We start from the raw sequence: 12,981 nt of genomic DNA on the forward strand, positions 1-12,981 counted from the left end.
TCCCTAAAGCCGTCGATCCAGCTTACCCAGCGGTAACTGGGGCTATTCGCCAGCAGCCATGGTCAGCAGCAGGTCACACCGGTCGGCCAGGGTGGCCCGCAGTGGTGTGGCCCGCTCAGCAATGCTCTGCTGGGCACGGACATACTCGGCGCGACCGGCCGGCGTTTCGACGGCGATCGGCTCGAATCCGTAGTCGCGGAGATCATAGGGGCTCGCGCGCATATCCAGCGAACGGGCATCGGCGGCGAGTCGCAGACAGTCCATCACCAGGTCCGAGCAGACCAGCGGCCCGAGCTTGAACGCCCACTTGTAGAGATCCATCGCGGCGTGCACACAGCCGGGCTGCTCACTGGCCACCTGGCTGTCGCGGGTGAGCCGTTCGGTGTTGCGGCGGGCGGCCGGCTCGGTGAAGAACCGGAACGCGTCAAAGTGGCTGCAGCGCAACGGCATTGACTCGACGACGGCATCGGTCCCTGCCGCGCCCAACCGCAGCGGCACCTGGCCGTGGCGCACCTCGGGCGCTTGGTAGACCATCGCCCACTCGTGCATGCCGAAGCAGTTCATCCGCGCCGGGCGTGCGGCCGTCGCGCGCAGCAACCTGGCGATGAACCTCACCGTGTTGGCTCGCGACGCCGCGTACGCGTCGGTCACGGTTACGCCGCAGCGCCCACGCCCGTAGCCGCTGCGCTGGAGATAACGCTCGGCCGCAGCACCGCCGAGGGCGGCGCCGAACCCGGGGTGCCAGATCCGCAACTGCCGCGGCCGCAGGCTGTAATAGGTGAACAGGAAATCCCAGACCGGGTGCGTTTGTCCGGTTCGGGCTCGCCTGCGATGAGGTTCACAAAAGTCGTCGACGCGTTCCTGGTGCAAGCGCTCGCGGGTGGTCCAGTCGGCTTCGTCGAGCACGACGACATCAGCCACCGTCGTGCAGACATCAGACACGGTGCGTCCTGTCGCGAACGGCGCCGACCACGTCCTCGACCAGGTCCTCGAGCGTGACCATCGCCGACACCCTGCCGTCGGCGGCGGTGACGACCGCCAGGTGGCTGTTGTTGCGCCGAAGCAGCGACAACGCGTCGGGCAGCGAGGTCGCGTCGGGCACCTCTGGCAGTGGTCGCACCGCCGTCGGGTCCACCACGGCATCGGGATCGCCGACGAGCGCCAGCACGTCCTTGATGTGCACGTAGCCGATGAACCTGCCTGCGGAATCGGCGACCGGGAAGCGCGAGTAACCGGTCTCGGCCAGCGCGCGCTGGATCGCCGCCACCGTGGGGCCCGACGCGTCGTCGGCCGCCCGCACCGCGTGCACCGCGCTGAGCGGTACCGCCACGTCGCGGACCACTCGGTTGCGGATCTGCAGTGCCCGCGACAGGCGGTTGTGCTCCTCGGGGTCCAGGAGGCCCTCCGACACCGACTCGGCGATCATCTCGGACAGCTCGACGGTCGACACCGTGTTCTCCAGTTCGGTTTTCGCCTCCACCCCGAACATCCGCAGGATCACGTGGGCGCACCAGTCGTACACCGCGATAACGGGCCTGGCCGCGCGCACCCACAGCAGGTACGGCGGCACCAGCAGCATGGCCGCGGACTCGGGGCCGGCGATGGCGATGTTCTTCGGCACCATCTCGCCGAGGAGGACGTGTAGCACCACGACGATCGTGATCGCGATGACGAACGACACCGTGTGCAGCACGGTGTCTGGAATGCCGAACAAGTGGAACGGCCGCTCGAGCAGATGCGCCACCGCCGGTTCGCCAACCCGGCCCAGCAGGATCGAACAGATCGTGATGCCGAGCTGCGCGCCGGCCAGCATCAGCGGCAGGTTCTCGCCTGCGCGGATCACCGCGACTGCGCTGTGCTTGCCCTGCTCGGCCAGCGTCTCGAGCCGGTCGCGACGGGCCGAGATCAACGCGAACTCCGCGCCGACGAAGAACGCGTTGGCCGCCAGCAGCACGAAAGTCAGGATGACGCCGAGGAAGTCACCCATCGGTACCCTCCGGCTCGTCTTCGCGCCTGCCCAGTTGTGTCAGCTCGAGCTGGTCGATGCGCCGCCCGTCCATCCGCACCACGGTGGCCAGCCAGCGCACCGGATCGTCCAGCGGGGCGTCGGGGTCGAACGCGGTCAGCTCGACGGACTCGCCTTCTTCCGGGATGTGGCCCAGTTCCTGAAGGACCAGACCGCCGATGGTCTCGTACTCGCCCTCAGAGGCCCGGAATCCGGTGGCCGTCGCGACTTCGTCGATGCGCAACAGACCGGACACCTGCCAGCCCTGACCGGCCTGCACGACGTCGGCCGTCGGTTCGTCGTGCTCGTCGCGGATGTCGCCGACGATCTCCTCGATGACGTCCTCGACGGTCACCATGCCCGCGGTGCCGCCGTATTCGTCGACTACCAGCGCGGTCTGCAGGCCGTTGGCCCGCAGCTGCGCCATCACGTCGTCGCCGTCCAGCGTCGACGGCACTCGGGCGACGGGCTGGGCAAGGGTGGCCAACTTGGTCGTTTTGTGCCGTTCCGGCGGGATCTCGAAGACCTGCTTGACGTGGACGATGCCGGTGGTCTCGTCGAGATCGCCGTCGACGATCGGGAACCGCGAATACCCGCTGCCGATAGCCGCTTCCACCAGATCGGCGACGGTGTCGTCGACCTCGAGGGTGACGATCTCCGTACGGGGCGTCATCAGTTCCTCGGCGGTCCGCGAGCCGAACTGCAGCGAGCGGTCGACCAGCGTCGCGGTGACGGGGTCCAACGATCCGCGCCGCGCCGAGTTGCGCACCAGCGAAACCAGCTCCTGCGGTGAGCGCGCCGAGCGCAACTCCTCCGCGGGCTCGATGCCGAGCCGACGAAGAATCCAGTTCGCGGTTCCGTTGGTCAGGTGGATCAGCGGCGTGAACAGCGCCGAGAACAGCAACTGGGGGCCCGCCACCACGCGCGCCACCGGCAGCGGCTTGGCCACCGCCAGGTACTGGGCAACCAGCTCGCCGAACACCATCGACACCGACGTCGCAATCAGCAGCGCCAACGCCAGCGCCAGGCCGCCCGACACTTCGGGCGACAACGACGTCGCCGCGAACACCGGCTCCAGCAGATGCGCGACGAGCGGCTCGGCCAGATAGCCGGTGATCAGTGTGGTGATCGAGATGCCCACCTGGGCGCCGGAGAGCTGAAACGACAACGTCCGATGGGCCCGCTGCACCAGCTGGTCGCGGCGTCCGCCGCTGCGCGCGTTCGCGTCGACCGTGCTGCGCTCCAGCGCGGTCAGCGAGAACTCGGCGGAGACGAACACCGCGGTGCCCGCGGTCAGAATCGCGAAGGCCAGCAGGGCAAGCAGGGTGTACACGACGCTCATCGCGCTCTCACCCTCGGGTCGCCGGGCCGCACGCCCGGCCGACTAGGGGACGGCTCGGCGTCGGGGGCGCCGCTCGCGGCGGAACCCTCGTCGCTCCGCTCAGCCCGGAAGCCGACGGCCTCGACGGGTGCCTGCGGCACGGGGTCCCTTTCGCTTGGCTGGCAATGAATTCCCTATGTTAGCCGTCTAGGCCGCCGCAGGGCCTCACCATCCGGTCGGCAGCGGGTGGCCTTCGGCAAACCCCGCAGCGGACTGCACCCCGAGCACGACCTTGTCGTGGAGCTCGGCGATGCTCGCCGCGCCGACGTAGGTGCACGTGCTGCGCACTCCGGAGGTGATGTGGTCGAGTAGGTCCTCGACCCCACCGCGCGACGGGTCCAGCCCCATCCGCGAGGTCGAGATGCCCTCCTCGAAAAGCGCCTTGCGCGCACGGTCGAACGAGCTGTCGGCGGCGGTGCGGGCAGCGACGGCACGCTTGGACGCCATGCCGTAGCTCTCCTTGTAGGGCTGGTTATCGCGGTCGCGCATCAGGTCGCCGGGCGACTCGTAGGTGCCCGCGAACCATGAACCGATCATCACGTTGGCTGCCCCCGCTGCCAGCGCCAGTGCCACGTCACGCGGATGCCGCACACCACCATCGGCCCACACGTGGCCACCGAGTTGCCTTGCCGCAGAGGCACATTCAACCACCGCGGAGAACTGCGGCCTGCCAACGCCGGTCATCATGCGCGTCGTGCACATCGCGCCGGGCCCGACGCCGACCTTGACGATCGACGCGCCCGCGGAGATCAGATCGCGGGTGCCCTCCGCGGAGACGACGTTGCCCGCGGCAATAGGCAGCCCCAAGTCGAGCGACGACACCGACTTGATCGCTTCGAGCATCTTGAGCTGATGACCGTGGGCGGTGTCGATCACCAGCAGGTCGACACCAGCTTCGGCGAGCGAGCGGGCCTTGGCGCCGACGTCACCGTTGATGCCGACGGCCGCCGCGATGCGCAGCCTGCCCTTTGCGTCGACCGCGGGGGTGTAGATGCCGGCGCGGACCGCCCCGGTACGGGTCAGCACACCGGCGAGCGTGCCGTCCGGTTCGGTCAGCACCGCCACGTCGACGGGCGCGTGGTCGAGCAGGTCGAACACCTTGCGCGGGTCGGTGCCCGAGGGTGCGGTGACGAGTTCGGTTATCGCGATGTCGCGCACGCGGGTGAACCGGTCGACGCCCGCGCAGTTGGCCTCGGTGATCAGACCGATGGGACGGCCCTCGAACACCACGACCGCGGCGCCGTGTGCCCGCTTGTTGATCAGCGCCATCGCGTCCGACACCGAGTCGTCGGGGGACAGCACCACCGGCGTGTCGACTACCAGGTCGCGGCTCTTGACGAAGTCGACCGTCTCCTTGACCGCCGAAATCGGCAGATCCTGCGGCAGCACGACGATGCCGCCGCGGCGGGCGATCGTCTCGGCCATCCGGCGACCCGCCACCGCGGTCATGTTGGCCACCACCACCGGGATGGTGGTGCCGGACCCGTCGTGCGTCGAAAGGTCGACGTCGAAGCGGGACTGCACGTCCGAACGTCCGGGGACGATGAAGACGTCGTTGTAGGTCAGGTCGTAGGCCGGCGGATGGCCCTCGAGAAATCTCATGTCAGGTCGAGTCTAGTGGCTCACCGTCGTCCGGCGAGCAGACGCGAAAGTGCCCGAATTCGGCCGAAAAAGGGCACTTTTGCGTCTGTTCGGCGAAACCTAGGCGGGCACCTCGCTGCGGTCGCCGCTCCACAGGGTGTGGAACCGCGCGTCGCGGTCGGCGTCGATGCGGCCGTAGGTGTGGGCTCCGAAGAAGTCGCGAAGACCCTGGGTGAGTGCCGCGGGAAGCCGTTCGGTGCGCAGCCCGTCGTAGTACGACAGCGCCGACGAGAAGCCGGGGATCGGGATGCCCAGTTCGGTGGCGGTCACCACGACGCGGCGCCAGCTGTCGATCGCGGCCTCGATCGCCTCCCGGAAGTACGGGGCGGCGATCAGCGTCGGCAGGTCCGGGTTCTCGTCGAAGGCCTCCGTGATCCTGTTGAGGAACTTCGCCCGGATGATGCAGCCGCCACGCCAGATCCTCGCCATGTCACCGGGCGCGATGTTCCAGTCGTACTCGGCGCTGCCTGCCTGAATCTGGTTGAAGCCCTGGGCATAGGCGATGATCTTGGACGCGTACAGCGCCTTACTGACATCGTCGATGAATCGTGCTGCGTCGCTGGGCTTCTCGCCGAGATCGCCCGATGCCAGACCGGTCGTGGCCTTGCGCTGGGCCACCGAGCCTGACAGCGCGCGGGCGAACACCGCCTCGGCGATGCCGGTCACCGGCACCCCGAGGTCCAGCGCCGACTTCACCGTCCAGCGGCCGGTGCCCTTCTGCTCCGCCTCGTCGAGGATGAGGTCGACGAGCGGCTTTCCTGTCTTGGCGTCGGTCTGCCGCAACACCTCAGCGGTGATCTCGATGAGGAAGCTGTCCAGATCGCCGGAGTTCCACTCCGCGAAGATGTCCGCGATCTCGGGGGCGGTCTTGCCCAGACCGTCGCGCAGCAGCTGGTAGGCCTCGCCGATCAACTGCATGTCCGAGTACTCGATCCCGTTGTGCACCATCTTCACGAAATGCCCGGCGCCGTCGGGGCCGATGTGGGTGCAGCAGGGCACGCCGTCGACGTGGGCGGAGATCTCCTCGAGCAACGGGCCCAGCGACTCGTAGGACTCGGCAGGGCCGCCGGGCATGATCGACGGCCCGTTCAGCGCGCCCTCTTCGCCGCCGGAGATGCCCGCGCCGACGAAGTGCAGGCCACGCTCGCGCATCGCCTTCTCACGGCGGATGGTGTCGGTGTAGAGCGCATTGCCGCCGTCGATGATGATGTCGCCCTCTTCCATCGCGTCGGCGAGCTCGTTGATGACGGCGTCTGTCGGGTCGCCCGCCTTGACCATGATCAGTACCCGGCGCGGCTTCTCAAGGGCGGCAAGGAATTCCGGAATCGTCTCGCTGCGAACGAACTTGCCCTCGGAGCCGTGGTCGGCGAGCAACGCATCGGTCTTGGCGACCGACCGGTTGTGCAGTGCCACGGTGTAGCCGTGCCTGGCGAAGTTGCGTGCAATGTTGGAGCCCATCACGGCAAGACCGGTTACGCCGATCTGAGCGGTTCCGGTCGTGTCAGAGTTAACAGAGTCGCTCATTCAGGCGGCCTTCCGTTCTTTTGTTGTGGTGAGTTACGGCTACTTATCACTACGCGGTGAACAGCCGGTGTAATTCCGTCAGCCAGGGCACGGCCAGCGCCAGAGTAGGTATCACCAGCACGGCGGCCGCGGCGAGGTAGGCGCTCGCGGCGAGGGCGCGACTGTTCGGCGCTCCGCCGAGTCGGCGGACCCGCAGCAGGGTCGTCGGACCGCCCGCGGCCAACGCACCCGACGGGGTGCGCCCTGCGGCGCAGGCGACCAGCGCTCGGGCGAGGGGAGTAGGTCCGGCCGCGCGCACGGCGGCGTCGTCGGCGAGCATTTCGACGAGCAGGCGCACGGCGTCCAGCGCATTGCCGCTGCGGACGAACCGCGGGAACGCGGCGTGCACCGCGGTGAACATTTCCAGAACCAGGTCGTGACGGGCCCGCAGGTGCGCGCGTTCGTGGGTGAGAATCGCGTCAATCTCGCTGTCGGACAAGGATTTCAGTGTTCCCTCGCTGACCACCACACGGCTGCGCACGCCAGGCAGGCAATAGGCCAGCGGCTGCTTGACATCGAGGATGCGAAGACCGCTGGCCTTGGTACAGACCTGAGGCGGGTTCGACTCGTGTGACATGTCGAGGAGGTCGACCATCATCCGGTGATGGGCGCGCCTGCGCCGGGTGGCGATGGCAACCTGCACGACGGCGAACGTCAGCCGGGCCCCGATGACAAGGGTCAGCGCGAAGACGGCGACGAGGGCGCCCCACAGCGGCCAGCCCAGCGCCTCGATCTCACTGGTGACGGTTGCGGTCGGGCGACCGTCGGGCCCCGGCACGAACAGCCTGCTGGCGATTGCGATTCCGGCGGAGAATGCCGACAACACCGCGGCAAGTGCGATGGACTGCCACAGCACGATCGCGGCCCGCGGAGCGCGCTGCGGCCACGACGCCCGCGCCAGCATTGCCGGGACTGGTCCCGACAGGACCAGCGCGACGATGGTGAAGGCCAGCGCGGACACGCTGTCAGTATTTCTCAGCCGGTGCCCGGATTACCAGCGGGCGGGGATTGACTGTGTTTGCTTTCCAACTCGGCCAGCGCTCTGCGCAGTGCCGCGGCCTCGTCGGCGCCGACGCGTTCGACGAAGTGCACGAGCGCGGCTTCGCGGCTGCCGGAGTCCGACACCTGGTCGAGAGCGTCGACCATCAGCCCCGCGACCAGCTCGTCGCGGCCGTGCATCGGCGCGTATCGATGGGCGCGGTCGTCGCGATGCTGGACGACGAGGTTTTTCTTCGCCAGCCGCTGCAGCACGGTCATGATCGTTGTGTAGGCCAGATCGCGTCGAGCCGACAATGCCTCGTGGACCTGGCGCACGGTTTGGGGCTCGCCGGAGGACCACAGATGGTCCATCACAGCGCGTTCCAGTTCCCCAAGACGCGTCAGTTTTGCCATGTTCCGTTCATCTCCTACGGGCAGTAGATCCAGGGTACTACGGCGTTACTACGTTGCGTCGTATCGAACGCGTCAGCACAACGGCGCGGCCTGCCCGCCTTGTTCCGCCAGTGGTCATCAGCATCGCCACCTCGTCTTGTGAGTCGAGTCACAGGCGCTGGCCTCGCATCACCGCATGACTATAGTAAGGCTAACCTAACTGAACTTTGGGAGGTTCCCATGTCGGTGCTGATCGACGACCCGCTCATCTCGAGCATGACGATCAGGCAGACGCTGCCGCTACACGAATCCAGCGGCAGACTGCGCGCGCTCTACCCCGAATGCCCGCGGGTCTACGGCGTCGCCGTGATGGGCGACCTGTCGCGACGACGATGGTGGCCGCTGGCCGAGGCGGTGACGGCAGATCGACTGCAGGCGATGTACGACATCGCCGCGGCCGAGACCGACAGCCGGGCGGCCGTGGCCCAGCAGCTGGCCGCCACGCTCGCGCATGTCGTCGTGGGACGCGTCGTGCCGCTTCTGGTGCTCGAGGGTCGCGCATGGGACACCGGCCTGGAGAACCTCTGGGTGCACGTGGATTCCGAGGGCGCCATCGATTGGGTCGGCGTGGCCGATCCGCTGCTGCGGGCGATGCCAGACGATCCGGATCTGGCCGGTCCCGGCATCGTCGCGTTGCCAAGCGAGGCGGCGCTGACAACGTGGGTCGCACACCGCTGCCACCGCGCACTCGATCCGCTGTTCGCGAGCCTGTACGAGGTGTGCGCCGGCGCCATGTCCGTCGCGTCGATGTGGCACATCGTCGGCGGCGCGGTCGTCAGCGCGGCCACCCAGGTTCCGCTGCTGGCCGGTTCGAGCGAGTTGACGAGCATGCGGCGCGCGCAGGCCGTGCTCGACGCGCTGGTCGGCTTCGGCCTGCCGGTGCGCGGCATCAGCAGATCAAGTGCGCGGAAGGCCTTGCTAAATTAGGCAAGCCTTGCCTACTCTTAGCGAGGCTGCCCACCAAAGACCGCACCACCGGACCGCGCCGGAGTCCTGAGGGCTGCAGAGACTCCCGGTCCATTCGAAGGACGGGCCCCGCGCCATCGGCGTGGGGCCCGTCCGCTTTCATCGATCACTTGTCGACGGGACCGCCTGCCTCCGCCCAGTCCTTGAACGCACCGAGGTTGTAGACCTCGCCATAGCCGAGTTCCTTGAGCGCCTTGCCGCTCAGCGCTGCACGTCCTCCGGACGCGCAGTAGACAATCACCGTCTTGTCCTTCGCGAAACTCGGGTCGTGGTAAGGCGATTCGGGATCGGCACGGAACTCCAGCATGCCGCGCGTGACGTGCACAGCGCCCGCCACCTTGCCGCTCTGCTCGACTTCCGGCGCGTCTCGAACGTCGACGACCAGGGCATTGCCCTTCGCGATCAGGTCCTGGGCCTGCTGTGGCGAGATCTTGGGGACGACTTCGTTGGCAGCTGCGACGAGGTCTTTCGCGGTTTTGGCCATGCCCGACGATAGCCCCGGCCCGCTCGCATCGAAGTCGTCTGCGCCGTGTAGACAAAACCACGTGACGACCGACGTAGCCGGCCAGCTGGGCCAGGGATTTGACAATGAGCTCGGGCTGGAATACCTCGAGCTCACGCCCGATGGGGGCCGGGCGCGACTGGAGATCAAGGACAAGCTGTTGCAGATGGCCGGAATCGTGCACGGCGGCGTGTACTGCGCCGTGATCGAGAGCGTGGCCAGCGTGTCCGGCGCCGTCTGGCTGGCCGAACACGGCGGCGGCACAGTCGTCGGCGTCAACAACAACACCGACTTCCTGCGCGCGATCTCGTCGGGGACCGTGACAGCGCAGTCGACCCCGATCCATCGGGGCCGCCGCCAGCAGCTGTGGCTGGTCACGATCAGCGACGACGATGACCGCGTCATCGCCCGCGGCCAGGTGCGGCTCCAGAACCTCCCCGCGGAGTAACCCGATCTCGCGTGCGCTGCTGACTGCCGCGCTCCGTGGCAATATCGCGCACTATGCGTTTGACCCCGCATGAGCAGGACCGGCTGCTCATCTCCTATGCCGCGGAGCTAGCCCGCCGCAGGCAGGCCCGCGGCCTGCAGCTGAACCACCCCGAGGCGGTCGCCGTGATCACCGACCACCTGCTCGAGGGCGCCCGCGACGGGCGCACCGTGGCGGAGTTGATGGTCAGCGGCCGCGAGGTGCTCTCCCGCGACCAGGTGATGGAGGGCGTGCCCGAGATGCTCTACGACGTCCAGGTGGAAGCCACGTTTCCTGACGGCACCAAGCTCGTCACCGTGCACCGGCCGATCCCGTGAAGCCGGGCGAAATCCTGCACGGCGACGGCCATATCGAGATCAACGCCGGAGCGGTGCGGTTGACCCTCGATGTGGTGAACTCCGGCGACCGCCCCGTTCAGGTCGGCAGCCACGTGCACCTGCCGCAGGCCAACGCCGCGCTGCAGTTCGACCGCGACGCTGCGTACGGTCATCGGCTTGACATCCCAGCCGGTACCGCTGTTCGATTCGAACCCGGTGTGGCGCAACAGGTTTCGACCGTTCCATTGCGCGGCTCGCGCGAGGTGTACGGGCTGACGCTGAATCCTCCCGGTCGATTGGACGCCTCATGACGGAATTGTCGCGGGCCCGCTACGCGGCGCTGTTCGGGCCGACGACCGGCGACCGGATCAGGCTAGCCGACACCGACCTGTTGATCGAGATCACCGAGGACCGCAGCGGCGGCCCCGGCCTGGCAGGCGACGAGGCGGTGTTCGGCGGCGGCAAGGTTCTTCGCGAATCGATGGGCCAAGGCCGCGTCACCCGCGCCGACGGCGCCCCCGACACCGTCATCACCGGCGCGGTGATCCTCGACTACTGGGGAATCATCAAGGCCGACATCGGCATTCGCGACGGACGCATCGTCGCGATCGGCAAGGCCGGCAATCCGGACATCATGGACGGCGTTCACCGCGATCTGGTCGTCGGGCCGTCCACCGAGATCATCGCGGGCAACGGCCGCATCGTCACCGCGGGCGCCATCGACTGCCACGTGCACCTCATCTGTCCCCAGATCATGGAGGAGGCGCTCGGCGGCGGGATCACCACGATCATCGCCGGCGGCACCGGCCCTGCCGAAGGCACCAAGGCGACCACCGTCACGCCAGGTTCCTGGCACCTGGCCCGGATGCTCGAAGCGCTCGACTCGTGGCCACTGAACATCGCGCTCCTCGGCAAGGGAAATACCGTCAGTGCGGAATCGATGTGGGAGCAATTGCGCGGCGGCGCAGCGGGATTCAAGCTGCATGAGGATTGGGGGACGACGCCTGCTGCGATCGACGCATGCCTGACGGTTTCCGAATCGGCAGGCGTGCAGGTCAACATCCACACCGATACGCTGAACGAGGCGGGCTTCGTCGAAGACACGCTGGCCGCCATCAAGGGACGCTCGATACACGCCTACCACACCGAGGGCGCCGGCGGCGGCCACGCGCCCGACATCATCACAGTGGTCTCACATCACAACGTGCTGCCGAGTTCGACGAACCCGACCCGGCCGCACACCGTCAACACGCTCGACGAACACCTCGACATGCTGATGGTGTGCCACCACCTGAACCCCAGCGTCCCCGAGGATCTCGCGTTCGCCGAGAGCCGCATCCGGCCGTCGACCATCGCCGCCGAGGACCTGCTGCACGACATCGGCGCGATCTCGATGATCGGCAGCGACGCACAGGCGATGGGCCGCATCGGCGAGGTGGTGTTGCGCACGTGGCAGACCGCTCACGTGATGAAGCGCAGACGCGGCGCGCTCGAAGGGGATGCCTCCGGCGCAAAGGGAGCCGACAACAACCGGGCCCAGCGCTACGTCGCGAAGTACACGATCTGCCCGGCCATTGCCCACGGCCTCAACGATCACATCGGCTCGGTCGAGGTCGGCAAGCTCGCCGACCTGGTGCTGTGGGAGCCGGCGTTCTTCGGCGTGCGCCCGCACGCAGTGCTCAAGGGCGGCATGATCGCGTGGGCCGCAATGGGAGACGCCAACGCCTCGATCCCGACACCGCAGCCCGTGCTGCCGCGGCCGATGTTCGGTGCCGCACCTGCAGCGGCCGCCGCCACGTCGGTGCATTTCGTCGCACCACAGGCGCTCGAGGACGGATTGGCCGACCGGCTCGCCGTCAACCGGAAGCTGGTCGCGGTCTCTGATGTCCGCAAGATCGGTAAAGCCCAGATGCCGCGCAACGACGCGCTGCCGCGCATCGAGGTCGATCCCGACACGTTCACCGTGCGCATCGACGGCGATGTCTGGCAGGAGCAGCCGGCAGCCGAATTGCCCATGGCGCAAAGATATTTCCTGTTCTGATGACCAACCTCTCGACGCTGCTGACGTTGACCGACTCGCGACTGCCGACCGGCGGGCACGTGCACTCCGGTGGTGTCGAAGAGGCGGTCAGCTCCGGGATCGTGGTCGACCTCGCGACACTGCGGGCCTACTTGAGCCGTCGCATCCGCACCGCCGGCCTGGTGACGGCGTCGCTGGCCGCCGCCGTGCATGCGGGCACCCTGACGATGTCCGATGCCGACCGCGAAACCGATGCCCGTACACCGGCTCCGGCGGCGCGGCAGGCGTCGCGCGCACAGGGCCGCGGTCTCGCACGGCTGGCGCGGCGGGTGTGGCCAGACCATGACTGGCGCCCGCTGGGGACGACGCCGCACCTCGCCGTCGCCGCAGGCACGGTCGGCCACGCGGGCGGGCTGAACCCCGACCAGACCGCGCTTTCGGTCGTCTACACCACGATGACCGGCTCAGCGACGGCCGCACAGCGACTGCTCGCACTCGATCCCGCCGACGTCGCCGCGCTGACGTTCGAGCTGTCGCCGCTGTGCGAGGCAACCGCCGCCGAGGCCTGCAAGGAGCTTGCCGACCTGTCCGACCCGCTGCTCGACGTGCTGGCCCAGCGGCACAGCCAACGCGAGCGCCCACTATTTGTTTCGTGAAAGGCACTGGAT

At 68.0% G+C, this 12,981-nt stretch carries 14 protein-coding genes; 6 read left to right on the plus strand and 8 right to left on the minus strand.

All coding sequences use genetic code 11. From position 1 onward, the window contains the following. Positions 1-42: 42 nt before the first annotated feature. From GGC64_RS11470 to GGC64_RS11500, 7 genes are all read right to left on the minus strand, one after another. On the minus strand, positions 43-942 hold the full coding sequence (locus GGC64_RS11470; RefSeq protein ID WP_370582072.1) for a 3-methyladenine DNA glycosylase: 900 nt from the start codon (positions 940-942) through the stop codon (positions 43-45). Beyond that, positions 935-1,987, minus strand: coding sequence for a hemolysin family protein (locus GGC64_RS11475; RefSeq protein ID WP_192722646.1), 1,053 nt, complete (start codon positions 1,985-1,987; stop codon positions 935-937). The genes GGC64_RS11470 and GGC64_RS11475 overlap by 8 nt, the downstream gene beginning before the upstream one ends. After that, complete coding sequence (locus GGC64_RS11480; protein ID WP_192722647.1) at positions 1,980-3,347, minus strand: hemolysin family protein; 1,368 nt, start codon at positions 3,345-3,347, stop codon at positions 1,980-1,982. Before GGC64_RS11480 ends, GGC64_RS11475 begins: the two co-directional genes overlap by 8 nt. 204 nt (positions 3,348-3,551) lie before the next feature. After that, the gene (locus tag GGC64_RS11485) at positions 3,552-4,988 is read right to left on the minus strand and encodes a GuaB1 family IMP dehydrogenase-related protein (RefSeq protein ID WP_192722648.1); all 1,437 of its coding nucleotides are present in this window, start codon (positions 4,986-4,988) and stop codon (positions 3,552-3,554) included. A 99-nt stretch (positions 4,989-5,087) separates the two neighbouring features. Beyond that, positions 5,088-6,551, minus strand: a complete 1,464-nt coding sequence (gene gndA, locus GGC64_RS11490; RefSeq protein ID WP_192722649.1) for an NADP-dependent phosphogluconate dehydrogenase — start codon at positions 6,549-6,551, stop codon at positions 5,088-5,090. A 49-nt stretch (positions 6,552-6,600) separates the two neighbouring features. Beyond that, the gene (locus GGC64_RS11495) at positions 6,601-7,551 is read right to left on the minus strand and encodes a M56 family metallopeptidase (protein WP_192722650.1); all 951 of its coding nucleotides are present in this window, start codon (positions 7,549-7,551) and stop codon (positions 6,601-6,603) included. A 14-nt stretch (positions 7,552-7,565) separates the two neighbouring features. Next, positions 7,566-7,982, minus strand: a complete 417-nt coding sequence (locus GGC64_RS11500) for a BlaI/MecI/CopY family transcriptional regulator (protein ID WP_192722651.1) — start codon at positions 7,980-7,982, stop codon at positions 7,566-7,568. 219 nt (positions 7,983-8,201) lie between these two features. On the opposite strand from GGC64_RS11500, the gene GGC64_RS11505 reads away from it, so the two are divergent. After that, positions 8,202-8,948, plus strand: coding sequence for an iron reductase (locus GGC64_RS11505; protein WP_192722652.1), 747 nt, complete (start codon positions 8,202-8,204; stop codon positions 8,946-8,948). Positions 8,949-9,093: 145 nt separating this feature from the next. On the opposite strand, the gene GGC64_RS11510 is transcribed toward GGC64_RS11505, so the two are convergent. Then, positions 9,094-9,471, minus strand: a complete 378-nt coding sequence (locus GGC64_RS11510; protein ID WP_192722653.1) for a rhodanese-like domain-containing protein — start codon at positions 9,469-9,471, stop codon at positions 9,094-9,096. A 61-nt stretch (positions 9,472-9,532) separates the two neighbouring features. Here GGC64_RS11510 and GGC64_RS11515 point away from each other — a divergent pair, with 61 nt between their 5' ends. The 5 genes from GGC64_RS11515 to GGC64_RS11535 are packed head-to-tail and all read left to right on the plus strand — an operon-like array spanning position 9,533 to position 12,969. Continuing rightward, positions 9,533-9,937, plus strand: a complete 405-nt coding sequence (locus GGC64_RS11515; protein WP_192722654.1) for a PaaI family thioesterase — start codon at positions 9,533-9,535, stop codon at positions 9,935-9,937. 53 nt (positions 9,938-9,990) lie between these two features. Further along, a complete protein-coding gene (locus GGC64_RS11520) occupies positions 9,991-10,293 on the plus strand; it encodes an urease subunit gamma (RefSeq protein WP_192722655.1) in 303 nt (100 codons plus the stop codon). Then, positions 10,290-10,604, plus strand: a complete 315-nt coding sequence (locus GGC64_RS11525; protein ID WP_192722656.1) for an urease subunit beta — start codon at positions 10,290-10,292, stop codon at positions 10,602-10,604. The genes GGC64_RS11520 and GGC64_RS11525 overlap by 4 nt, the downstream gene beginning before the upstream one ends. Then, positions 10,601-12,334 carry an urease subunit alpha gene (locus GGC64_RS11530; RefSeq protein WP_192722657.1) on the plus strand — a complete coding sequence of 578 codons (1,734 nt, stop codon included), beginning with the start codon at positions 10,601-10,603 and terminating at the stop codon, positions 12,332-12,334. Before GGC64_RS11525 ends, GGC64_RS11530 begins: the two co-directional genes overlap by 4 nt. After that, a complete protein-coding gene (locus tag GGC64_RS11535) occupies positions 12,334-12,969 on the plus strand; it encodes an urease accessory protein UreF (protein ID WP_192722658.1) in 636 nt (211 codons plus the stop codon). The genes GGC64_RS11530 and GGC64_RS11535 overlap by 1 nt, the downstream gene beginning before the upstream one ends. Positions 12,970-12,981: the final 12 nt, after the last annotated feature.

Source organism: Mycobacterium sp. OAS707 (genome assembly GCF_014873705.1).
In the GTDB taxonomy this organism is placed as follows: Bacteria; Actinomycetota; Actinomycetes; order Mycobacteriales; family Mycobacteriaceae; genus Mycobacterium.